Raw genomic sequence first — 23,639 nt, 5'->3', positions numbered from 1 at the left:
CTGATGGTGGTGGATTGAGTTCAACAACGACTATTGAAATTACTGTCAATGGAGCGCCAGTTGCTATCGCTACGGCTGACGTAACAGAAGGAGATGCTCCCCTGTTGGTTAACTTCACAGGTAGTGGCTCTACGGATGACAACAATGATATCGTGAGTTATTTCTGGGATTTCGGAACCGGTGATATGTCTACTGAGGCTGACCCAGCTTATACCTTTGTTAATGATGGTAATTATACGGTAAGCATAACCGTTACAGATGGTGGAGGTCTTAGTTCAACTACGACCATTGATATCACTGTTCTGGTAGACAATAACACACCACCGGTGGCTCGAATAATTGCTAATCCTACGGAAGGTGATGCGCCGCTACCTGTCATTTTTGATGGATCAACCTCAAGCGATGATACGGGTATTGTCTCTTACTTCTGGGATTTTGATGACGGAACAACTTCCGATGAGATCAATCCTGTCAAGTCGTTCGATATTGCTGGTGTTTATGTTGTAGAATTAACTGTAACTGATACGAAAGGAATCACTGATTCAGCACAAGTAACAATTACAGTAACAGATCCAAATGCTAACCAGCCTCCTGTGGCCGTTGTAGGTGCCTCAGTAACTTCAGGTGAAGCTCCATTATCGGTAACTTTTACTGGAGCCAATTCAACGGATGATGCAGGTGTGGTTTCTTATTCTTGGGCCTTTGGTGACGGGAATAATTCAACAGAGATTAATCCAACTCATGTATATACCGTAGCCGGAGTGTACAATGCGATTCTAACTGTTGAAGATGCAGAAGGGTTAACGGATTCAGCGAGCATTACCATTACTGTGGAAGAAGGGCCGGATAATGAAGCTCCTGTTGCGGTGGCCAGTGGTACACCTCTTAACGGAGAAGCTCCTTTGGAAGTAGTGTTCAACGGTGCTGGATCGACGGATGACAAAGGTATTTCTACCTATTTCTGGGACTTCAAAGACGGGTCAACATCGGATATGGCGAATCCAACTCACACCTTTACCGGTGTAGGGACCTTCGACGTGACTTTGACGGTTACTGATGAGGAAGGGCTCTCGGATACTGCTACGGTACAGATTCAAGTAACGGAACCAGCCACGAATGAGGCGCCGGTCGCTGTTGCTAGTGCAGATCCAATCAGTGGGTTTGCCCCGCTTGAAGTGAGCTTTGATTCAACAGGTTCCTCAGACGATAACGGAATTGTTTCTTACGCTTGGGATTTCCAGGATGGAGGAACTTCTACTCAGCCGAATCCAACGTACACCTTTGTAACACCAGGTGTATATGACGTGGTCTTGGTTGTCACGGACGAGGAGGGGCTAACCGATTCGGCAATGGTAACCATTACGGTCAATAGTGATAATATGGCCCCATCTGCCATGGCGACTGCAACTCCACTCTCAGGTTTGGCACCTCTTGAGGTGAGTTTTGACAGCTCTGGATCTGTTGATGATGAAGGAATTGTATCTTATTTCTGGGATTTTGATGATGGATCAACAAGCGATGAGGCCAATCCTACTCATACCTTCACTGAGGTAGGAGTGTACAACGTAGCCTTAACGGTTCAAGATGCCGAAGGATTGAGTGATACAGCAATTGTGCAGATTACTGCCCAATCAGAAAATCAGGCTCCTGAGGCAATCGCTTCCTCGAACCTGACTACTGGAGAGGCTCCATTACTGGTACAATTTGTAGGTTCTGCTTCAACGGATGATAAGGGAATTGTATCTTATTTCTGGGATTTTGATGATGGTGTTACCTCCATAGAACCGAATCCGTCACATGTCTTTAACTTTTCGGGCACTTTTCAAGTCGTTTTACGTGTAGAAGATGCTGAGGGGCTATCTGACTCGACGACATTGACCATTACAGTTTCGGATAATTCCCCGAGTGGAGCGAATAATACGATGCAATTGATAGTAATCAATAATCCGACACAAAATGTAACGCAAGTAGCGGTGCAAAACATTCCACAAGGTTCTGTGGTAGATAGGATTTACGTGCACGATTCAAGTGGAAGATTAATATCAACTTACTTGCCACAAGAGATCTTTGAGAATGGAAATTATAGTGTTCCTATGAATGCTCTTCGAGATGGAATTTATTACATATCTGTTAGTACATTGGATGGATTTAAAGCAGCCACTCGTGTATTGTTGAAGAATAATTAAAGGACCGAGACGAATACAGCTGATTAAACCCAGGCCAACCAAAGGCCTGGGTTTTTATATGATGAAATGTTGATAGTTATTTTCTGATAGTTTTTTAATGGACTTCCCTAATTCTTTTGAAGCTGTGGAATTCTTAATCAATTCAAGTTGATAGGTGTTGTGAACATCTGTTCCTATAAAATCGATTAGGCCATTTGAAATTAATTTTAAGGCTTGTTTTTTGATGTCTTTGCCGTAATAGCCGACTAAGGAAAGCAGATTGACTTGCAGAAATACTCCCTGATTTTTGACGCCTCTGAGTTTCGACAGATTACCTTGAAAATAAAAATAACGTTCTGGATGAGCTAAAACGGGGTAAAAACCTTTGTCTTGTATCTTACTAAGTGATTCCGCAAAAGAAAGTGGAAGACCTCGGAAAGAAGTTTCAACTAAAAGATACCCACCAGGTAAGGTTAAGAATTGATCGTTCAACAGTAACTGTTCGAAGTGTTGATCAAGCATATGTTCCGCGGCAATATTTAGATGCAGATCTTGGATAGAATTCTTGACCATTTCGTCCATTAAGATTTTATAGGATCTATTAATCGAATCAGGAGTATTGGGAAATTGGTCCATTTTGATATGAGGAGTGCAAATCATTTTATCAATGCCAAGTTCTATAAAGCCATTCAATATTGCCAGTGAATCTTTCACAGTTTGAGCTCCATCATCGATCCCTGGCAGAACATGATTATGTATGTCTAACATACCTTTTATGCTATCCCCTATAAATTTCTTACGCTTGAATATAAACATGGACTTATTCGCTTTAACAAGATTCAAATTTCGCTTTTTTTGTGTATTCGCCCTAAACGCGCTGCTGAAATCAGTATTGTGATTCCCTATTATAACAATTTTAACATTTTATTCGATGAACTGCACGTCCAATCGGGCATGATGTGCGTATTTATGTAGTTATAAATATTAGCGCCCAATTTTTACTTGATAAGTTAAAAGAGAAATTTCCTATGAAGTCAATGATACCAAACCTTAAATCTATCTTCTATTTGACTTTCTTGTTTCTTTGCTTTTTCTGCAAACTACAAGGGCAAGGAGCCAATCAGGCAATTTTAAACCAAACCAGGACAAATACGCAGCAGGCTGGTAATGAGGTCCTTGAAGCGTGGACGCCTCAAAATGCGAATAGAGTTTTCTATGTCTCGCCAAATGGAAATTCCTCAGGTACCAGTATAAATAATCCTATGAGTTTGGAAGCTGCCTTTAATCCCTCCAACTGGCAAGCTGGTGATTTGTACTATATTAAAGCCGGAGATTATGGGAACAAAAAGTACCACTGGGAGAATAAGGCTTATCCATCAGGTAATCCGGTTGCTTTCATCGGTTATCGTAACTCTCCAGACGATATAGTTTCAGAGAAATTTTCAGGTTTCAACTCTGATGAAGATAGTAACGAACGTACCGCGAATCTACCCTCTGAGATTGCGCAGCTAAACGTTAATTCGCAAGGACATCGATTGTGGAATGCCAATTTGATGCCTACTTTTCGCGGTAGTCAGGCCCTAGCACCGGATTATTTAGATAACGGACATTTTATTGAGGCCGAAAATGTGGATGGAATAGTCTTCAAAAATATCCAGATCCAGTTTTATATGACCGGATTGAAATTAAGAGATTGTGAAAATTGGTTGGTCGAGAATATTCGTGTTAGCTACAATGCTACTTTGATGAACAAGAGGGCCAAGGAGGTGCAGGTAATCTTGATTTAAGAGGAGAAGGAATAGCCCTTTCTGATCGCGGAAACCAATCTCATAATGGATGTTTCCATATGGTAATAAAAAACTGTTACATAATGGAGGCAGGCTTGCGTGGGATGAATGCAGGTCGCGGAGATTTTAATTTAATCAAAGACACCGAAGTATATTCTCAGATTGACAATGGTAACCCTTTGGATTACTACTTCTATACCTTCGGAAGTCATACAAAATTTTTAAGGGCCCGTGCTATACGTAATGTCGGTTCCGATCATTCCGGACACGGAATTTGTTTTAACCAAGGAGGTAATAAGTCAGAGTATGCCGACCGGTCAATGGCTGAAGACTGCTACGTATATGGAACCAACGTTCATTTTGATGGATCTTATGGCTGTATTGTTAAGGATACAAAGGTAATCACTCAACCTTATTTTGGGGGTTACATACAAGGTACCCAATTGAACTATCCTGGCGGCGGTGTAATATTTATTGAAGATGCAGAACACAATTTAGTAGAAGGTGGGGTAGTAATGAACTCTTTTGCCTTTCAAGATTCTAATGACGGAAAGATCCCAACACATACTAGCGAGGCTTCGGCTGGCCAATTCAATACAATTTTTGGAGTTACACTTAATGCTGTGAATGATATCCGGCGAAATGGGCGTGCTATGGAAACGAATTTCGTTTGGTTTCACCCCTGGTCAGGCAGTACTTTGGCCAAAAACAATCTATTTGAGAACAATGTAGTAAATGGAGTTCCAGAGGATAATGATCCGCTGATTTTGATTGAAAGGCCCAATTCGAATAATATTTTTCGGAATAATGTTTTTAACAATTGGGATAGCGGACTTAGAGAACAAGAGGATGCTACATTGAATAGTAACACTCAATTTCACAACAACATCTGGAATAACAGTACAGCGGCGAACAATGACGCACGTGAAAACTTCATTTATTCAGATGGTTCTTCTAACGGTATTCCTGTAATTAGTTTGTACGGTAGCCCTGCAATTCAATTAGAAATAGGTGATAATTTTGAGGACCCAGGCGCTTCAGCTTTTGATCCAGAGGATGGTAATATTTCTTCTCAGATAGAGGTTTCAGGAAGCGTGGACACCTCGCAAGAAGGAGAATATACCCTCAGATATAATGTTACTGATTCAGACGGAAATACCGCTAACGAAGTTTCTAGAACGGTTACTATTGATACATCCAGTGATAATGGAGGCGGAGATGATGGTGGTGGCGAAGATAATGGTGGACTGAGTGTTTATTTAGGAAATCAGGCCATGTTCACTCCGGTCATGATTGATTCTATCAAACGTCGCTTCGAATCAGGTTGGACTTCTCCGAAGGCGAACGCTTTTAATGATGACTTTGCTCTGATGATTGAAAAATCAAATGATTTCAATCAAAATCCTGATATCAATGAATGGGATAATTTTACTGCCATCAATGGAGTTTTGACGAACGATTCGGCACCAACACCACAATTTGGAGTGAGGGACGAAATTCATTTTGCTGCCCTGCATGCATTTATTCTCCGACAGTTTCCTGAGTCTTCCCAGCAGGCTTCGATACTTTCGAATAAGGTAGCCAATAAGATTTTGGCATACGCTCGATCACAGAATCAACCTGCCGGTTTAGATTCTGAGGGAATCTTTACTTCCCCTTACATGTTTATAGCCTTACGTCTTTGTAAACTTATTGATTCATACTATTTGGTAGAGGGCATATCTAATCTCTCGAATTCAGAAAAGACTGAAATTGAGAATTGGTTTAGAAATTGGCATTTTTTTTTCAAGCAACAGCATGATTTTGTGAATAGCACTATTTTTGGTCCAAACTGGATAAACGGAGATTATCGTTTAACAGATTGGGTTAGCAACCCTATAGACCCTAATCAGCTTCGAACCAATCCGATTAATGGACGCATAGCCAATACGGCACAACAGGCAGGTCTAAACAATGTTCGTGCCCATATCGCTGATTTTGTTCATTTAGGAGGCTTGTATTTTAATGATTCTGAAGCCAAGCAGATGTCTTTTGAGTGGTTTAAAATGCTTCTAAGATTCAACCACTATAGTGATGGTACCTCTGCCGAAATGGTGCGAGCTAATATTTCGAATCAGCAACAAGGATTAGGATACACTGGTATTAATTTGACAGCGGTCATGAAAATGGCTCTGAGTCATAAAGTAGCAGAGATTAATGACTTGGCTGGAGCAACTAATGGAGATGAATACTTTGAGTATTCCACCTCAGAAGGTTTTTCAAGTTTTTCAACTTTAAATGGATTCGGAGGAACAGATACGGCAGGAGGAATAAAATCATTAATATCCATTGTAAAGAACTTTTTTGATTACTCCCGTATGAATGGGGGACAAGGACATCAACCTCCTCGGGTATATGAGGGGACTACCGTAAACGCGGCTGGTACGCTAGTGAACTTCACAAACGGAGAATTGATGGATCGTGGATCTGATATGAATCACAGGCCTCTCGCGTCTATTCTGGATCTTTACTATAACGACGAGGAAGTCAGTGCAGCAGTAATTAATGATGCTTCATATGGCTATACCCAGAGCGGATTAACCACGGGTTCAACAGGCGGTTATCCTTATGGTTTAAATGGTGCGTGGAATACATTCCTTGGGATGATCTATTACACCAATATTGAAGGTGCCTTTGATCAGGTAGGGGTATCCGATCCAAATGATGGGCAAAACGGTGATGATAATATAGAAGCGCGTGGTATAACTGTTACTCCTTCTTTCTTAAACCTAAATGTTGGGGATGCTTTTCAATTGATTGCTGATGTTCAACCGAGCAATGCTTCGAATAGAGATGTAATTTGGCGAACCTCGAACTCTAACATTGTTCAGGTCGATAATACGGGTCTGATTACCTGTATTTCTCCGGGAAATGTAACCATTCGGGTAATTTCGGTTGATCAAGGATTCGAAGCAGAGGCAGAAATTTCAGTCTATCAAAATGCTGATTTTCCCTATTCAATTACTGTTATTGGATTTGAATCTCAAGAACTTATTACCACCCTTGCTAATAATTCTGTTTTACCGTCATACCTGGTGGAAGGAAAAGAATTTGGAATTTTAGCGGACTTTGATCGAAATGATGAAATAGCATCGGTCGATTTTAGATTAGAAGGGCCATTGAATCATCAGCAAAGACAGCGACTATTTCCTTGGTCATTATTTGGAGATACTGGCGGAGTTGTTTTTGGGAGAGAATTTCCTCTGGGAAATTATTCCTTGAATATGCTTATTGAGTACGAAAATGGTGAGGTTTTTAATGAGTTAATGCAATTTGAAATCCTTGAAATGGATCCCAACGAGGACGGCGGTGATTCAGGAAACAATAATAATGAAGACGATATTGGTTATGATATTGCATTAGCACCTAATCCAGCAATTAGTAATGTTCAACTTCGTTTCCCATTTGTTGTGGATGAAGTGGATCTTATTAATGTCTATTCTTTGTCTGGAAGAAAAGTGTTCAGTATTGTCAAAGAGAATTTTGTCAAGCTTGATGATTTTTCCGTTTTGTTAACAACGGAAAGCTTATCAAGGGGGATATACTTGGTTACTACCATCTCACTCAATTATGGAGATTCTTACAGTAAACTGATTAAAATGTAAAAAAAAGAGCCCTATCTATGAGCTCTTTTTTATTTTTACCACCATTTCCACTAGTGGCCTCGTCTTCCTTTTTGTGCTTCTCTTTCGACATTTTATTCCATCTTTGACTTCACACTCAAATAGGATATCCTCTACAGCTCCAGAATTGTACAGCTCAAGAACCATCCTTACTACACCGTTCGTATTTTCCAGATTTACATTATCCAAGCCAAATGTAACGACTTTTTCTAGTAGGATTGCATCTTTTGACATCATAAAGTTTAACTACTGTAAAAAGATCATTAGCTCCAGGAGCGTCCAGATCCAACATGGTAAATTGAACCAAAGTTACTTCGCCTGCTGCTTAGCCAGAAAAATTGAATTCATAGAATTTTGTGACAAAATTGCTGTTACCAGGATAATTGGGGTGGAGGTCTTCGGAGATGAATAGGACATTGCCTAAGGCTGTGTTATCAGATTCTTTTGGACCTTCTTCAGTTCACCTGTCCTCCATAAAATTTGCTAGGAGTACCCAGGTCATTCTCATTTCATGTGGTCAGACAAATCAAAAATCATCACTGTATTTTTTGAGTTTTCCTTTCACATTTTTTGGATAAATGTAATCTTTCGATTTTTAACTAAACATATAGTCTAGTTTTTAGGGAGTATTACAAGGAGAGGTAAGACTAATAGGGGATAAATTGCGGCGTAACTTATTTAACTTTCCCAAGCTTGATTCCAAAAAAGATCATTCGAGGAAGTGCCGGACCATAGATGTAATCCGAGTCGCGCAAAGGACCTACTTCAAAATCGTCCTGGTAACTGTTGAATAGGTTTTTGACCCCAGTACTCAAGGTGATCATAAAATCCTCCTGAATATCAAAGTGGGTTTCCAGTTTAAGATTCACATCAAAAAAGGCCGGGCTTCGGTTGAGGGCAAGGGCTCCATCGGCGTTAATTACCCGAGGAATCGTCATAGGACCGGTGTATTGCCCACTGATATCGGCAGTGAAGAACTCAGAAGGCTGCCAGGTGGTATTGATAAAGCCGTAGAGTTTTGGAATTCGAACAAATTCACCGATTAATACCGCAGGATCAGAGGCTCCTTCTTCTGGTTCGTACAAGGCCTGAGGCTCGTCGTACTGAGAAGTCTGTAGAGTGCCTCCCAATTGAAAAATCCAATCCGGATTCGGCGAGAAACCCAGTTCAAAATTAGTTCCGTATACCTGTGCGCCCTGTCCATTGCGGACTTCTTCCAATATGGAGCCATTGGCCAAGACCGCACCTGTACTCACGGTGGTAAAAGGGTCCGAAAGTCGGGTCAGAAAACCCTCCAAAAGTACATCCCATTGGCGCAGGTTTTGTACAGACGTAAAATTCATCGAGGCAGTAAAGGCATCCGAGTACTCTGTTCGCAGGTTTTCGGAGAGGAGGACGAACTGGGGTTCCCCACCCACACTGCTGATGTGAATGTCTTCATTAAACGCTTGTGGGGCTCTAAATCCTCGGGCATAGCCTCCTCTAAGCTTGAATTGCTCATTGACCTGATAAGAAAGGGTTAGGCGAGGGGATAGGGCCCACAAAGGGTTATCAATAGATCGATTCAGATCGCCAAGGGTATACAGGCCATCCACGGCGATGCGATCCAAACGGAAACCGCTGAGTACATCAAAAGCAGGAGATAACTTCCACTCGTATTGGGCATATAAACCAAGGGACTGGACGGTTTGATCGATTAGGCGATTGTATCCGGGAATGCCATCTTCTGTGCGGTTGACAGAATATTCTATTCCTGTGGTCAGCTGGTCTTTTGCGGCAATCTTTTGTGTGAATTGAATACCGCTAATCCAAGCTAAATCCTGTGTGGTGCCAAAGGCGTTATTAGCCGTAATGCTGTCTTGCTGGGTGCGCCCTCCTCCGAGGCCACCGTAGTAACTATCCCGATCCGTATAGGAGGCCGAGCTGTAGAGGTCTATTTTTTGCGTGTACGCTTTGTTGTGAATTTCGGCCTGAACGCCCCCAAAGAACGTAGTGTGGTCGAGTTGTTCCGTGATGTCTGTGAATTGAGGGGGCAGATTCAAACGATCCCCACCACGGCGGTTTTCTTTGATTGCGGTGGCGTCGACAGTGAGTTTTAAATAGTCTGAGGGGCGCACAAAGAATTTGGTTCCAAAGGTATTGTTGGTCAGGCGAACGAGCTCTGTAAAGCCATCTCCGTTGGCATCAAATTCATCTCGGTTTCGGTAAGCTCCAAAGAGAGAGATACCACTTTTTAGGTTGTCTGCCACCAGGGCCGTATTGATGTTTAATTGGCGATCCAAAGTAGATCCATTGATGATACCCAGGTTGGAGCTGATTTCCCAACGGTCTTGAATGGGATCTTTGGTGATGATGTTGATGGTTCCGGCGATGGCATTAGAGCCGTAGAGTGCAGACCCTCCACTCCGTACAATTTCAACTCTTTCGATGGTATTGGTCGGGATTTGTTCTAGCCCATAGACCGAAATCAAGGAGGTAAAGACCGGTTTGTTGTTGACGAGTATTTGGGTGTAGGGACCTTCCAATCCGTTCAATCTTACTTGTGTGAAACCACAGTTTTGGCAGTTTGTCTCTACGCGTACGCCGGGGGCAAAACCCAAAACGTCTGACAGATTGGTCGATTGTACAGCCTCGAATAAATTGGCTTTTAAGGTCGAAACCACCACGGGTGTGCTCCGTTTTTCAATTCGATTTCTCGAGGCGCTCACCACCACTTCGTCTAACCCAAGAGCATCAGGAATGAGTTCTATTTGAAGAAGAGGCATCCCTTTTCTAAGGCTGATCTCTTGTTGGAAGCGCTGGTAGCCCTGGGCACTGGCAATGAGGGTGTAGATTCCCTCGGGAGCCGTTAGGCTAAACTCACCCTCTTCGCTGGCTACGCTACCCTTGGAACTGCCTTGTAGGTAAACCTGAGCAAAGGGAATCCCTTGGTCTTTGTAAGATATTTGACCTCGGTAGGTATGGGATTCTTGGGCTGATAAATAGCTACCAAAAATGAATGCCAGGACAAGTAGAATTCGGGACACCATAGGGGTGGTTTTTCAAAAATTTAGATAAAGCTAAAAAATAATTTACTTTAGCCCTTAGTGTATTTTTAGATTTCTTGATTTCTCTAACGTTTTCGTAAGGAAATGTCCTGTCTTCTTATCATCATTTAAGCAGCAATAGTTATTTTTAGTGTTCAATAAATTACATCATGAAAAAAATTCAGTTTTTATCAATCGCCATTCTTTCCTCATTCGTGATCGCTTGTGGCGGAAAGAAAGATGAAGGGAAGAAGGACGAAGGATTCCAAGTACAAAGAGCGAATTCCGATGACAAGAAGGAGGTAGCCGCCAATACGAATACCGTTGCTTTGGCCGGAAATGACCAAATGCTTTTTGATAAGAACGAACTACGGGTTGAAGCAGGGAAGCCCGTCACTCTAACTCTGCGCCATACGGGTGTAATGCAAAAGATTTCTATGGGGCATAATTTTGTTCTCTTGAAACAAGGAACAAACGTAGCCGAGTTTGCCGGAGCCGCAGCCTCTGCACGAGATAACGATTACATCCCTGCCGATAGCGATGCCGTCATTGCCCACACCAAAATGTTGGGTGGTGGTGAATCGGATACCATCACTTTTGACGCTCCAGCTCCAGGTACCTACGATTTTATCTGTAGTTTCCCAGGGCACTATGCGGTGATGCGCGGTACCCTAGTTGTTGAGTAGCAATCTGTTTAAGCTCCGAAGTTAAAGTCTTTCGGCCTGAGCCCATTATCAAAACGTATATCAGTCCAATTGACTTGGATTCAGGGTCCATCAGCGGTTTCAGGTTCCCAGCTTGAGCGTTTGTATTTGCGCTCAGAAGAGATTTGAAGTCCGGCTACCACTTCGTATTCCACTTTCATCAGTAGGGGAGTTTCCACAACATTGAATTCTGCCACGGTGAATAAGAAATGATCGATTAGTCCAGACGCTATATTGGTGTAGAGCTGATAGATGTCTTTGGGCTTGGGATCGGATTCAAAAATAACCTTGACGACCTCCTGCTGTATTCCTTGCAGCAAGAGCTGCTTTATTCTTTAGCCTCTTGCAAAAAATGGAAAAGGCCAGATATTGATCTGGCCTTTTTTATGCTTAGAATTTAGAAACGATATTAAGTCTTGCTCAGCAAAAGTACTTTGGTCTCTCTCCCAAGAATGGCGGCAATACCAGCAGCTAATCCCCCAATGACTCCTGTAACAAAGATGAGTACATCCGGGCTGCCCCCCAGCTGCAGGAGTTCCGAGATCTTTCCGGCCAAAATAAAGTCATTGCGGCTGCTGATCACAAAGGCCTGTATTCCCCAGTAAAAAAAGATGGCTGAAAAGGGAACCAGGAAGGAACTCCACTTTTCGAGGGGTAGTAAGAGGGCGCTTAAGAAGGCAGCTACCATAATAGACCACCAGGGTAGGAAAAGCCCAAAAAGGAAGGTGAAAACAATGGTCGCTATAAAGTTGAGTATTTTATTATTCATCACGGGCTGGTTTTAAGGTTTGTGTTTCAATGACTTTGTCGGTCTTTTCACTGGACTGCAGAAAGTTCAGGCTGTGGTATTCGCCCGCCGCCCAGTCATCGATAAAGTCGTCGTAGTATTTACTTCCAGGGTTCCCGGATTGTCCACCGGGGTAGATACCCAGGGCAGTAGGAGGGGAGCTCATCTCGACAATCATTCTCCAGGAAGGTCCGTGATTTTCGGAGGTGGCATTCACGATATTACGGTCACCACCAATAGGAATATCGAATCTCGAGAAGGCTGGCAGACCCTGAAGCAGGTGGCCTGCATAAGTACCTTTGTAGTTGGCCCAGGTATAGCTTCCCTCTTCTTCCTTGATCTCCTTTAAGCGTGCCGCTGCTTCTTTGAAAGCCAGTAAGAATAGATCCTGAGCGGTTTCGGTTTTATCTTCCGTTTCGACTATATCCATGAATTTATGGTCTCCCTGGTTTTTCAAAAGGTAAATGGTTTGATAGGTGTATGGGGAGGCCAAGGCCGTCTCTTCGGAATCGAATTCATCCCAGACCAGGCCATAGAGTTTTCCGTACCACTGACGCCAAATGCTAGGACCAACTTCGTCTATGTCGTTGTTGAATTTCCAGGCTTTCATCTCTTCGTAAATCACCTTTTCATCCGCGGTGAGGCCAGAGGCGTCCATGGTCTCTAGCATATAGGGAACCAATTCTGCCGCTTTGAGGTTGTCGTTGTTGTTGTGCAAATCTTTAAAATCCTGAATGCTGAATTCCTCCTTGGAATTAAAAAAGTCGTTGATTACCCGGTTGCGGTAGGTTTCATAGCCGTCGTTAAAGACGTAGTAGGGGTAGGCCTCGTCGACAGGATGTTGATTGGCTGAACTGACAAAACCGCGTTCTGGATTTTTGGTGTGGGCGTTGTAGGCCTGTGGAATGTAGGATTGCCAATCATTCTCCGGTTTACTGCCGTCCATTAAGAATTTACCCTGTCCTTCCCATTTGTTGGGGAATTTACCTTGAATCCACAGGGCGATATCTCCTTCTGTGGATGCAAACACAAAGTTTTGAGCAGGGGCATTCCAATATTGCAAAGCGGCAGTATAGTCCTCGTAGTTCTTTGCCCGATTTAATTGCAAGAAGGTCTTTTGGTTGTTTCCGCCTTCGTGGCCCACCCACTTCATGGCGTAACCGGACCACTCACTGTCGGATTTAAAATTCTTGTCGTAAACGACCGGTCCGTGGTGGGTATACAAGACCGAATCAATATAGGCGGCTTGGTTTTTGATTTTGATTTCTTCAACCCGGACCTTTACGTCCTTCCAGGAGCCGTCGTATTGGTATTGTGTACGGTCTTGATTGAATTCGATTTTGTACCAGTCAATCACGTCACGGGTGGCATTGGTTTCGCCCCAAGAAATGTGCTGATTGAAACCAGAAATAACCCCCAAGGCCCCAGGAATAGTAGCGCCAAAGGCATTGTATTCAGGGGTGCTCAATTGCATGACAAACCAAATGGAAGGGAGATTGAGACCCAAATGCGGATCATTCGCCAGTATAGGATTGCCTGTGCTCGATTTAGCTCCAGAAACGGCCCAGTTGTTACTCCCGTTGTCCGGATTAGGCTTGCTGATGGTTTCTTTAATGGTGTCAAGAACTGCTTCGCTGCCAGGGGAAGGGGTTTGAGGGACGTCAATAAAACTCCAATCGGTTTCTTTGGGAATCACCGGATCGTTCACATCAAAAAAGTCAGGAAAGAGCAGGTCAAAATTCTCTTTGCCTATAAGGCGCAGGGTATTGGTGTATTCTAAATCATCATCTCCACCAGCCAACATCTTGGTCATGTACATGAGAAGAAGGGCCGTCTTCTTCGCTGTCCAGGCTTCCGGTTTGTAATCCAGCAGCTTGTATTCAACCGGATAGTCTTCCGGTTCCAGTTGGTTGATGTAGGCATTGACTCCGTCTGCGTAGTCCTGAACAAAGGCCAGGGTTTCCTGGTCGTACTTTTCCATATAAGCCATGGCCTGATCGGCTCCATAGCCCATTCCGCGACGGCGCTCTGTACGGTCGTATTCCAAAGCTCCTTCCCCAAAAATCTCCGACAATCGTCCAGAAGCGGCGTAGGTTTGAAATTCAATTTGCCACAAGCGGTGCTTTGCCGTCAAGTAACCTTGAGCCTTGTACAAGTCATGGTCGTTTTGTGCAAAAACATGGGGAATCAGCTGTGCGTCATAATGCACAACCACTTCCTCCTGAAGGCCAGGGATCATGACCTCACCCGAAATCGATTCATCGGTCTCGTTCTGCCAGATCCCTGAAGCAGGGCTGAGGAACTTACCGAGGGGAGGAAGGGCACCAATTTTTGTGTTTAAAAGAAAGAAAATCCCCAGCGTACCAAGGAGGGACAAGAGCAGTTTTGCGTATTTCATGAGGTGATGTGGTTAATGGTCTCTAAAAATACCAATAATCCATGGAGGAGATGGGGATAAAGGTGTTAAGCCTTTTCTAATCGATTAGATTTGTAGGAAACCCATTAACCCAATAGCTATGCCGAACTTGGAATTTGAAGAAAAAAGGAAAATTCTGGATCAATTTGGTCAGCTTTTGATTCGTGAAGCCTACGACCATAGCCGTTCTGGTGTGAAAGAGGTAATCTCAGGTGAATCGAGAAAGATTCCGCTTTTGAAACCTTATTGTGAGCAGTTTGATAAGTTGAACAAGGAAGGGAAAGAGTTGGTAGAAAATTTTATGCCAGAAGTGATCAGTTCAACCCTTTTTGATTTCTTAAGAATCGTAGAAGAAAACGAAGAGCTTACCTTATCCATAAGCATTAAGGATGCGGTTTATGATCTAGCAGAGTTGAGTGGTCACCTGATTGGTGAATTGCCAGGGGAACATGGATGGATAGGGAAGTTTAGTAAATATCATTGAGATCTACTAGCACCTAGTTTACTTCCCAATACAGAAATTCGAAAAGATATTCCCCAATAAATCGTCTGTGGTGACGCTCCCGGTAATCTCTCCTAGGTGGTGCAAGGCCTGCCGTAAGTCAATGGCTAGCAGATCTCCAGGTAGTTCCTCGTGGACGGCGGTTTTGACTTCATCGATGGCACCCAAGGTTTTTTGAAGAGCTTCGAAGTGGCGGCTGTTGGTCAATAAATTGTCCTCCGACTGTAATTCCCCCAATTTCATCTTTTCGAGAAGTCCCGATTTCAGTTCTTCGATACCTTGCTGGGTTTTTGCAGAAATAAAAAAGGCTTCAGGAGCTTCGGTTCTGATCTTTTCCAGGGCTTCGGTCGAAAGGGTTTCCATTTTGTTTGCGAGCACCACCAGCGGTCGGTTTGCGAAGTCCTTCTGGATGTCATTATAGCGCTCTTTACTGAGGTCCGCAGCCTCAAGCATATACAGCACCAGCTGGGCTTTTTCGATGGAGGCTTGGGTTTTTTCTATGCCGATCCGTTCAATGGAATCAGCTGTTTCGCGAATCCCTGCGGTATCGATAAAGCGGAAGCGGATGCCTCCGATGATGAGTTCGTCTTCAATGGTATCCCGGGTCGTTCCGGGAATGTTGCTCACAATGGCTCGCTCTTCTTGTAATAGGGCATTTAATAGAGTGGACTTCCCCACATTGGGAGCCCCGACAATCGCCACTGGAATCCCTGCCTTGATGGCGTTGCCCATGGCAAAGGAATCCAATAGACCTTTTATTCGTTGAGTTAGGGCGTCCAAAAGACCGAGTAATTGTTCGCGGTCCGCGAATTCCACGTCTTCGCCGGAAAAATCCAGTTCCAGTTCAATGAGAGAGGCGAAATTTAGTAGTTGTTCCCGAAGTTGCTTGATATCGGCGCTAAAACCACCTCGCATCTGTTCCATGGCAATGCGGTGGGAAGCCTCGCTATCACTGGCAATAAGGTCTGCTACGGCTTCGGCCTGATCCAGAGCCATTTTGCCATTTAAAAATGCGCGAAGGGTAAACTCTCCAGGGGAGGCCAGACGCAAGCCAGCCGTAATAAACAGTTGAAGGATTTCTTGTTGGATGTATTGAGATCCATGGCAATTGATTTCCACCACATCTTCACCAGTGTAAGAGCGGGGCCCTTTAAAGAGGCTGATCAGAACCTGATCTAAGGTCTGTCCATCCCGAACGATATGTCCTAAATGAATGGTGTGACTCTCTTGTTCCAAGAGGTTTTTCCCACTGACCGCTTTAAAGTAAGTGGCTGCGGTCTGCCAGGCTTTCTTACCCGAAAGACGCAAAACGGCTATTGCTCCTGTTCCAGGAGGAGTAGCGAAAGCAACAATGGTATCTTGGATGTTCTGAATCACCCTACAAAGATAGGCCTATCTTTTGCAGTGCCCTTATCCGTTGAGCATTACGGGCATCACAAGCATAGTGATGTGCTCTCCTTCGTCCAATCCGTCAACAGGGGTAAGAATACCAGCGCGATTAGGCAAGCTCATCGCCAAAGCCACATCATCAGAGCTCAGGTTCCCCAACATTTCTGTCAAGAATCGGGAGTTGAAGCCGATTTGCATATCGTCTCCCTGGTAATCGCAGCTCAAACGCTCGTCTGCCTTGTTGGAGTAATCCACGTCTTCCGCAGAAATATTCAATTCCGCACCAGCCATTTTTAGACGGATTTGGTGGGTGGTTTTGTTCGAGAAGATCGATACACGGCGAACGGAACTCAAGAATTCACTTCTGGAAAGGTTCAGAAGGTTCGGATTCTCCTTAGGAATAACGGCTTCGTAGTTCGGGTACTTCCCATCGATCAGTCGACAAACGAGTTCTGTATTGTCGAAAGAGAATTTAGCGTTACTCTCGTTGTACTCGATTTTAACTTCGGATTCGGAGCCCAAAAGAATCCCTTTCAAGAGATTCAAAGGTTTCTTTGGCATAATGAATTCCGCCACTTCTGAAGCCTGAATATCGGTGCGCTGGTACTTGACTAGTTTATGCGCATCAGTAGCGACAAAAGTGAGGTTCTCTGGAGAAAACTGGAAGAATACCCCGCTCATCACCGGACGTAAATCATCGTTACCGGCGGCAAAAATCGTTTTATTTATCGCTGTGGCCAGAACATCACCGATTAGGGTGGTGGAACTCGGATCATTGAGCTCAACCGTTTTGGGGAATTCCTGCCCATCGGCATAGGCCAGGGCGTATTTTCCGTTGTTGGCTGAAATCTCAACGGTGTTGTTGTCTTCAACAACAAAGGTGAGGGGTTGCTCAGGAAAAGTTTTCAAGGTGTCCAAAAGTAGACGTGCAGGAAGGGCAATTAAGCCCTCATCTGTTGAGTCTACCTCCAGTACGCTGGAGATCGTGGTTTCCAAGTCACTGGCAGAAACAGTTAACTGGTTCTTTTTCAGGTCAAAAAGAAAGTTATCCAGAATCGGAAGCGTGTTGTTGTTATTGATAACTCCACCGAGTACTTGGAGTTGCTTCTGTAAATAGGAACTTGATACAATGAACTTCATGAGCGTAATACTAGCTAGTCTGCAAATATATTTGAAAAGCCTCGCTTCGCGAAGCATTAGTTATCAACATGTCCTGCTAATAATTCCTTTTTCTCCAGAGGTGAAATAGCAGGGCTCCAACACCAAGAACAAGTAAAGGGAGGAGGGCGTGCATGCTCTTCCAAAAACCACCTTCTTCTTCAATTTTGGCTTGATCTAAAAGGGGTATAGAAACTTCTTTATTTCGGAGATTCAAGAGGTTTTGATCACCGAGTAAATAATTGACGCTGTTGAGCAAAAACTCTTTGTTTCCGTAAAAACTGTTGGTCCATTTGTCGTAGCCCAGCTCCAGGGGCTGTCCCTTGTCCAACTGGTTCTTGATCATATCACCATCGGCAATAACAATGAGGGAGGTAGAGACCCCTTCATCCTTGTGGTCGGCCACCTTTTTTGTCCCTGCGACTAGTCGCCCTCTGCGGTATACAGAAGTCAATTCCCCTTCCACCAAGACCGCTAACGGATATCCCGGATGCTCCTCAAAGTTCTCTGGACTCGGAGGATTAAGCGCTTCCTTTAGAGAAACCACCATCGGGGCTCCTTCCGTGGAAGAACGGGGAGAGGACTGCAAAAGAATCGTCTTCTTCGCATTGTTGGGCAAGGTATCCAGGGTGCCTGCAAATTGCATGCGGTTGGCTTCGATGTTCTTGTTGATGGGGTGGTCATTGCGAGAGAAAATCATCGGATGATAAACCAGGGGGCAGGGTCGTACTGGGTACTGTTTCCTCTACCGTTGGCCAGCACAATAGGAGTGGCATAAAGGTCTTTGACCAATCGTGCATTCAAGCGGACTCCATAGCGAAAGAAAAAGTCGTCCAGGTTCAAATCAGCAGGCAAGGCAACGGATTCCAGACGAGGATTGAACAAGCTGTCCAATTCGATCTGTACCGGGTCAATCAGCCACAGACTCTTTCCACCATTCATGGTGTATTGGTCCAAAACATACTTCTCGGCTTCGCTAAAGCGTTCGGTTGGCTTTGCCACCAAAAGCATATCGAACTTGTTGAGCGCCGCAATGACGTCAGCTGTTCGGCTTTGGGCAGAATCAATACTAAAGGGAGCAATTCCATAGTAATCCTTTACGGTGTTTAGAAAATCGTAAAGGACATCTTCCTGCAGCTCACCGTTTCCTTTGAGGATGCCAATAGTGGCTCTTTGGTTCGATGTGAGTTTAGAAATGGCATTGACCAATTTGTACTCCAATTCCTGTACAGACAGGTTGATGCGCTCTTGTTGACTGGCTCCCAGTTTTGCTTTGAGCAGGCCCACATTTAGTCTGCGGTCTCCACTGCGGATTTCGGCCCAAGGAAAAACAAAGGAACGTTCAGAGCCTCCCTCGGTTTGCTGGGCAAGGGGAACTGGTTTCATGCCCCGCTGATCCAGGGATTCAGCTCGATTGTACACGTCCTCTTCTTCTGACCAGGGGTTGTGTATTTTGACCTGTATTTTTTTATTCTGCTTCGCCATCTGTTCCAGAAGCATTTGGGTTTCGGTCCGCAGTCGAGCGAATTCGGGAGGCAATTCACCTCCGAGATAAAGGTGCACCACCAAGGGACTTTGAACTCGGGCGGTGGTGGCCAGGGCTTCCGTGGAAAGACTGTAGCGCTGATCCTCGGTCAGGTCAAAGCGCGTGCTTATTCCTTTAAGCCCAAAAATTACAAGCAGAAACACGACGGCAGCAAGAGTTTCTCCCAAGCCTTTTTTCTGGAGGCGGTCTTTTAAGGACATCGTATGAGGGGTCTTATCGGTCATGTTTCAGGCGCAAATAAGTCAGGGTTAAAAAGAAGAGGGTCACAAAGACAAAAAACAGGAGGTCTCTTAGGTCAATGACTCCTCTCGCCATTTGTTGATAATGCGTTTTGGCTCCTAGCCATTCGAGGTTTTCTGCGAAACGGCCACTTCCAACCCAAGAAGCTAAGGCTCCCCAACCGCTGTAAAACAGTAAACAGCCCAAAGCCGCCAGAAGCAAAGCAACGACCTGGTTTTGATTCAGGCTGGAACAGTACAAGGCAATAGCGGAATAACTGCATAACAGGAAAAGCAATCCGGTATAACCACCCCAGACGATTCCGCTGTCGTAGTTGTTTTTTTCTAATCCCAAGTCGCCCAGTCCCAAGAGATAAAATAAGGTGGGTAAAAAAGCGATAAATCCGATGGACAGAATGCCGAGCCATTTACCCAAGACTAGCTGGGGTAAACTGATTGGACGAATAAGAAGCAATTCCAGGGTCCCGGATTTGCGTTCTTCGGCCAGAGATTTCATCGCAACGGCCGGGATGAGTAAGAGATAAATCCAAGGGGCAAACAGGAAAAAGGAAGACATTTCAGCAAAGCCCTGGTCAAGGATGTTGAACTGCCCGGGAATCACCCATAAAAAAAGACTGCTGATCAGAAGAAAGACTCCCAGAATTAAAAAGCCCAAAAGGCCTGAGAAAAAGGAGCGTACATCTTTTAAAAAGACTGCCAACATAGTTAGTGTTACTGTATTTCAGTTAAGCTCCAGGCTTCGGCCCGGGCATCAAACAGGGTTTTGGTTTTTTTCCAAGTGGCCTCAAAAAAGGCCGAGTGCCGGTAGGCGTCCAAAGCGGCCTCGTCTTTCCAGATACTGTGCGTAAAGAAAATACGGGGGTCTTTGGGTTCTTGCAGTAAATGCACCGATTGACATCCGTCAAAACGTTGGATCTTCTGCTGTGAAGCAGCAAAAATAGACTTAAACTCGTCTGTTTTGTCAGCCTTTATGGTGAGTTTTACAAATCGAATCAACATTAATCAAAGGTAATGGTTATGGGGTCGCGGTAGTGGATTCCCAAGAGACTGGCTGCTCCTCCAACGGAAGCCATATCGCTCTTGTAAAGGGCCAATTCCAGGTATCCCGAACTGTTGAATAAGGCCAGTAGATCTCCACCCTTGCCGGGTTCTCCTTCTTTCTGAGAATTCAAAATGTCACTGTAGCTTTCGAAGAATTCCGAGAGGCTGTAGGTTTTGGCATTGATTTTAAAGGAACGGCCCTGTCTTCGCGCTTCAAAATCGCTTTTTTGAATATTGGTGACCAGATTTCCGTAGTGATCGATATAGATGACATGTCCTCTCAGGCCTTTGCCATCATCCAAAAGCTGCGGCTCAAAATCCCTGGAATCCAACAGGTCCTGAAAAGGACGTCCCAGTAGTTCAGGTTTTCCTCCTTGTGCCAAATGACAGACGACCGGAACAAATACATCCCGTTCCGGAAAACTGCCTTTTGGGCTATTGGGTAAGGCCAGTTCTAAGCAGAGTTCGGGCTCCTTGTTGCCCTGTATCAAGGCCAATAAGCCATTGTTGGTGGTCACAAAATAGTGTCCGTCCAAGCGAAAAAGAATGTGAGGCTTGGTCGCGGTGGCTTCCGCATCCACACCGATGAGGTGAATACTGCCTTTTGGAAAATCTTTATAGGCGTTGTTGATAATATAAGCAGCCTCCTGCACATGAAAGGGAGTTACCTGGTGCGAGATGTCAACGATGCGGGCTTCAGGCAGGCGGCTGTATATCGCTCCCTTGAGGCTCCCTACCGAATGATCCTTGGATCCAAAGTCTGTGGTGAGGGTGATTATATGCATGCCCCGCTGTTGATATATTTTTGGTGTTTAAAGACGATTTTTGGCTAAGTTTACAATGTAAAATTAAGCAAATTGGGTCATCATAAAGACCCTTAAAAATGAACTTCCTAACGCCCCGACTTCTTGAACGAACTCATCATTGAACTGACCGAGATCAGCGCCCGGGATTTTTTTGGCCTGCAGAACGAAACCATTGAACTTTTAAAGCGGTACTTTCCGAAGCTTAAAATTGTAGCACGCGGAAGTAAGGTGAAGGTGTATGGTGACGAAGAACTGCTGGAAGAATTCGATCGCCGCTTTGACCTATTAACAGCGCATTTCGCTAAATACAACAAGCTAGACGAAAACGCTATTGAGCGTATTTTGACCAGTGACGCGAAGGATTCCCAAAACCTTTCTCAAGGGGAAGGAGAGGTGCTTTTGCACGGGGTTAATGGCCGTCATATCAAGGCGCAAACGGTTAATCAACACCGCCTGGTAGAGACTATCAAGAAGCACGATATGGTATTCGCCATTGGTCCTGCGGGCACAGGGAAGACCTATACCGGGGTCGCTATGGCGGTAAAAGCCCTGAAAGAAAAACAAGTCAAGCGAATTATTTTGACCAGACCCGCGGTCGAAGCCGGAGAAAACCTCGGTTTTTTACCTGGTGATCTCAAGGAAAAGCTGGATCCCTATATGCAGCCTCTTTACGATGCCTTGCGCGATATGATCCCGGCCGAAAAGCTGGCCAATTATATAGAAACCGGAGTGATACAGATTGCTCCCATGGCCTTTATGCGTGGTCGAACCCTGGACAATGCTTTTGTGATTTTGGATGAAGCTCAGAATACGACACATGCCCAAATGAAAATGTTTCTTACCCGTATGGGAAAGAACGCTAAGTTTTTATTGACCGGTGATCCCGGGCAAATCGACCTGCCGCGCCGGGTGATCTCAGGGCTAAAAGAGGCTTTATTGGTTTTAAAAGACATCAAAGGAATTGGTATCGTATACCTGGACGAACAAGACGTCATTCGCCACAAATTGGTGAAGAAGGTGATCGATGCTTATAAGAATATTGAACATCAGAATTAAGTAGCATGCAGCAGACATTAATGCAGACGGATTTCCATTTTACAGGACAGCAAGACGTCTATAGAGGAAAGGTTAGAGAGGTGTACACCTTGGCCAACGATGTTCTGGTCATGATTGCTACGGACCGGATTTCTGCTTTTGATGTGGTTATGCCCAAGGGAATTCCTTCCAAAGGCCAGATCCTGAATCAAATTGCCACCAAGATGATGGCCGAGACGGAGGACCTGGTTCCCAATTGGCTGATGGCCACACCGCACCCGAATGTTGCCATTGGTAAAGCTTGCGAGCCTTTTAAAGTCGAAATGGTTATTCGGGCCTATATGGCAGGGCATGCTGCTCGTGAATACAAAGCTGGGAAGAGAATGCTCTGTGGAGTTCCTATGCCGGAAGGCCTAAAGGAGAATGACCGTTTTCCGGAACCCATTATTACACCGGCGACCAAGGCAGAGCAGGGCGAACACGATGAAGATATTTCCAGAGAAGATATCCTCGCACGAGGAATTGTTTCTGAAGAAGATTATGTAGTTCTTGAAAAATACACCCGGGCTTTGTTTGTGCGCGGTACGGAATTGGCTGCCAAAAGGGGGCTACTCCTGGTAGATACTAAATACGAATTCGGGAAAACCGCGGATGGGGAGATCGTACTTATTGACGAAATCCACACGCCGGATTCTTCGCGTTATTTCTATGCAGACGGATACGAAGAGCGACAAGCGAAAGGGGAAGCGCAGAAGCAGCTTTCCAAGGAGTTCGTAAGGCAATGGTTAATTTCTAATGGATTCCAAGGCCTGGAAGGACAATCTGTTCCAGAAATGTCCGAGGAGTATGTGGAGTCCGTTTCTCAGCGCTATATCGAGCTCTATGAAGCCATTACAGGTTCCAGCTTCCAAAAAGGCCGTGTTCAGGAGACGCTAGCAGCCGATATTGCGACCGCTGTTGAGCAGTGGATTCAAAGCCAATAAAACAATCAAAAATTAGCTTTTAAACCATTGTAGCTTACTCTATTAATAATTTTAAGGATTTCTCGAAAGAAGAATCGTCGCTGAGTAAAAATAGGAAATATAATCCCTGGGGTGTACTAGCTATATTGATTTCTAATATTCCATCAATTGTATATTCTTGCCCAAGTTTTCTAATAAGCTTTCCATCTTTATTAAACAAATAAATATTGAATACTGCTTGGGGCAAGCCATTTATTATTAATGTTTGACCTAATCGATATGGGTTTGGTGCAAATGCTAGAGTAGTTGAAGAGTCCGGTTTAGAAATTATTTGAATTACAGCCGTATCCTTAAAAGCACCATCTGTGGTTGTAACGGTAATTGTGGCAACACCTGGGCTTATAGCAGAGACGA

18 protein-coding genes and 1 pseudogene are annotated in these 23,639 nt (G+C 44.4%); 7 read left to right on the top strand and 12 right to left on the bottom strand.

Going from position 1 to position 23,639, the window contains the following annotated elements:
• Positions 1 to 2,186, top strand: a 2,186-nt coding sequence (locus BST99_RS14305; RefSeq protein WP_181044155.1) for a PKD domain-containing protein, incomplete at its 5' end; no start/stop codon positions are given.
• A 54-nt stretch (positions 2,187 to 2,240) separates the two neighbouring features.
• On the opposite strand, the gene BST99_RS05275 is transcribed toward BST99_RS14305, so the two are convergent.
• The gene (locus BST99_RS05275; protein ID WP_105000869.1) at positions 2,241 to 2,981 is read right to left on the bottom strand and encodes a tyrosine-protein phosphatase; all 741 of its coding nucleotides are present in this window, start codon (positions 2,979 to 2,981) and stop codon (positions 2,241 to 2,243) included.
• Between the two features lie 143 nt (positions 2,982 to 3,124).
• Here BST99_RS05275 and BST99_RS05270 point away from each other — a divergent pair, with 143 nt between their 5' ends.
• The gene (locus tag BST99_RS05270) at positions 3,125 to 3,952 is read left to right on the top strand and encodes a hypothetical protein (RefSeq protein ID WP_105000868.1); all 828 of its coding nucleotides are present in this window, start codon (positions 3,125 to 3,127) and stop codon (positions 3,950 to 3,952) included.
• 83 nt (positions 3,953 to 4,035) lie between these two features.
• Complete coding sequence (locus tag BST99_RS05265; RefSeq protein ID WP_181044153.1) at positions 4,036 to 7,596, top strand: immunoglobulin-like domain-containing protein; 3,561 nt, start codon at positions 4,036 to 4,038, stop codon at positions 7,594 to 7,596.
• A gap of 692 nt (positions 7,597 to 8,288) precedes the next feature.
• On the opposite strand, the gene BST99_RS05255 is transcribed toward BST99_RS05265, so the two are convergent.
• Positions 8,289 to 10,643, bottom strand: a complete 2,355-nt coding sequence (locus BST99_RS05255; RefSeq protein WP_105000865.1) for a TonB-dependent receptor — start codon at positions 10,641 to 10,643, stop codon at positions 8,289 to 8,291.
• A gap of 167 nt (positions 10,644 to 10,810) precedes the next feature.
• On the opposite strand from BST99_RS05255, the gene azu reads away from it, so the two are divergent.
• Entirely contained in the window at positions 10,811 to 11,326 is a 516-nt protein-coding gene (azu, locus tag BST99_RS05250; RefSeq protein WP_105000864.1) for an azurin, read from the top strand.
• 80 nt (positions 11,327 to 11,406) lie between these two features.
• Here azu and BST99_RS05245 read toward each other — a convergent pair whose 3' ends face one another.
• The 3 genes from BST99_RS05245 to BST99_RS05235 form a co-directional block, all read right to left on the bottom strand.
• The gene (locus tag BST99_RS05245; protein ID WP_105000863.1) at positions 11,407 to 11,664 is read right to left on the bottom strand and encodes a hypothetical protein; all 258 of its coding nucleotides are present in this window, start codon (positions 11,662 to 11,664) and stop codon (positions 11,407 to 11,409) included.
• 89 nt (positions 11,665 to 11,753) lie between these two features.
• Positions 11,754 to 12,113 (bottom strand): hypothetical protein, encoded by a 360-nt coding sequence (locus BST99_RS05240; RefSeq protein ID WP_105000862.1) that lies wholly within the window; start codon positions 12,111 to 12,113, stop codon positions 11,754 to 11,756.
• Positions 12,106 to 14,529: a penicillin acylase family protein gene (locus BST99_RS05235; protein ID WP_105000861.1), complete on the bottom strand. Its 2,424-nt coding sequence runs from the start codon at positions 14,527 to 14,529 to the stop codon at positions 12,106 to 12,108. Before BST99_RS05235 ends, BST99_RS05240 begins: the two co-directional genes overlap by 8 nt.
• Positions 14,530 to 14,647: 118 nt before the next feature.
• On the opposite strand from BST99_RS05235, the gene BST99_RS05230 reads away from it, so the two are divergent.
• On the top strand, positions 14,648 to 15,031 hold the full coding sequence (locus BST99_RS05230; protein ID WP_105000860.1) for a hypothetical protein: 384 nt from the start codon (positions 14,648 to 14,650) through the stop codon (positions 15,029 to 15,031).
• 18 nt (positions 15,032 to 15,049) lie between these two features.
• On the opposite strand, the gene mnmE is transcribed toward BST99_RS05230, so the two are convergent.
• From mnmE to BST99_RS05195, 6 genes and pseudogenes are all read right to left on the bottom strand, one after another.
• Positions 15,050 to 16,426: a tRNA uridine-5-carboxymethylaminomethyl(34) synthesis GTPase MnmE gene (mnmE, locus tag BST99_RS05225; RefSeq protein ID WP_245916188.1), complete on the bottom strand. Its 1,377-nt coding sequence runs from the start codon at positions 16,424 to 16,426 to the stop codon at positions 15,050 to 15,052.
• 33 nt (positions 16,427 to 16,459) lie between these two features.
• Positions 16,460 to 17,578 carry a DNA polymerase III subunit beta gene (dnaN, locus tag BST99_RS05220; RefSeq protein ID WP_105000859.1) on the bottom strand — a complete coding sequence of 373 codons (1,119 nt, stop codon included), beginning with the start codon at positions 17,576 to 17,578 and terminating at the stop codon, positions 16,460 to 16,462.
• 76 nt (positions 17,579 to 17,654) lie between these two features.
• Positions 17,655 to 19,342 (bottom strand): annotated as a pseudogene (gene gldG / locus BST99_RS15150) (gliding motility-associated ABC transporter substrate-binding protein GldG).
• Positions 19,343 to 19,355: 13 nt separating this feature from the next.
• Positions 19,356 to 20,084, bottom strand: coding sequence for an ABC transporter permease subunit (locus BST99_RS05205; protein WP_105000856.1), 729 nt, complete (start codon positions 20,082 to 20,084; stop codon positions 19,356 to 19,358).
• Positions 20,085 to 20,092: 8 nt separating this feature from the next.
• Entirely contained in the window at positions 20,093 to 20,380 is a 288-nt protein-coding gene (locus BST99_RS05200) for a putative quinol monooxygenase (protein ID WP_105000855.1), read from the bottom strand.
• Complete coding sequence (locus tag BST99_RS05195; protein WP_105000854.1) at positions 20,380 to 21,207, bottom strand: SAM hydrolase/SAM-dependent halogenase family protein; 828 nt, start codon at positions 21,205 to 21,207, stop codon at positions 20,380 to 20,382. Before BST99_RS05195 ends, BST99_RS05200 begins: the two co-directional genes overlap by 1 nt.
• Positions 21,208 to 21,330: 123 nt before the next feature.
• On the opposite strand from BST99_RS05195, the gene BST99_RS05190 reads away from it, so the two are divergent.
• Both BST99_RS05190 and BST99_RS05185 read left to right on the top strand, forming a co-directional pair.
• Entirely contained in the window at positions 21,331 to 22,284 is a 954-nt protein-coding gene (locus BST99_RS05190; protein WP_105000853.1) for a PhoH family protein, read from the top strand.
• Between the two features lie 5 nt (positions 22,285 to 22,289).
• Positions 22,290 to 23,246 (top strand): phosphoribosylaminoimidazolesuccinocarboxamide synthase, encoded by a 957-nt coding sequence (locus tag BST99_RS05185; RefSeq protein WP_105000852.1) that lies wholly within the window; start codon positions 22,290 to 22,292, stop codon positions 23,244 to 23,246.
• 34 nt (positions 23,247 to 23,280) lie between these two features.
• On the opposite strand, the gene BST99_RS14300 is transcribed toward BST99_RS05185, so the two are convergent.
• Positions 23,281 to 23,639 (bottom strand): T9SS type A sorting domain-containing protein (locus BST99_RS14300; protein ID WP_181044152.1); only part of this gene is annotated, 359 nt, incomplete at its 5' end.

It is taken from the genome of Aureicoccus marinus, from assembly GCF_002954325.1.
GTDB classification, from domain to species: domain Bacteria; phylum Bacteroidota; class Bacteroidia; order Flavobacteriales; family Flavobacteriaceae; genus Aureicoccus; species Aureicoccus marinus.
This window is presented reverse-complemented; position numbering and strand designations above follow the sequence as displayed.

Coding starts and splice junctions, on each gene's coding strand:
- BST99_RS05205 (WP_105000856.1), bottom strand. CDS start 20,084: ATGTTGGCAGTCTTTTTAAAAGATGTACGCTCCTTTTTCTCAGGCCTT.
- BST99_RS05235 (WP_105000861.1), bottom strand. CDS start 14,529: ATGAAATACGCAAAACTGCTCTTGTCCCTCCTTGGTACGCTGGGGATT.
- BST99_RS05230 (WP_105000860.1), top strand. CDS start 14,648: ATGCCGAACTTGGAATTTGAAGAAAAAAGGAAAATTCTGGATCAATTT.
- BST99_RS05240 (WP_105000862.1), bottom strand. CDS start 12,113: ATGAATAATAAAATACTCAACTTTATAGCGACCATTGTTTTCACCTTC.
- BST99_RS05195 (WP_105000854.1), bottom strand. CDS start 21,207: ATGCATATAATCACCCTCACCACAGACTTTGGATCCAAGGATCATTCG.
- azu (WP_105000864.1), top strand. CDS start 10,811: ATGAAAAAAATTCAGTTTTTATCAATCGCCATTCTTTCCTCATTCGTG.
- BST99_RS05265 (WP_181044153.1), top strand. CDS start 4,036: ATGGAGGCAGGCTTGCGTGGGATGAATGCAGGTCGCGGAGATTTTAAT.
- BST99_RS05255 (WP_105000865.1), bottom strand. CDS start 10,643: ATGGTGTCCCGAATTCTACTTGTCCTGGCATTCATTTTTGGTAGCTAT.
- BST99_RS05275 (WP_105000869.1), bottom strand. CDS start 2,981: ATGTTTATATTCAAGCGTAAGAAATTTATAGGGGATAGCATAAAAGGT.
- BST99_RS05185 (WP_105000852.1), top strand. CDS start 22,290: ATGCAGCAGACATTAATGCAGACGGATTTCCATTTTACAGGACAGCAA.
- BST99_RS05200 (WP_105000855.1), bottom strand. CDS start 20,380: ATGTTGATTCGATTTGTAAAACTCACCATAAAGGCTGACAAAACAGAC.
- dnaN (WP_105000859.1), bottom strand. CDS start 17,578: ATGAAGTTCATTGTATCAAGTTCCTATTTACAGAAGCAACTCCAAGTA.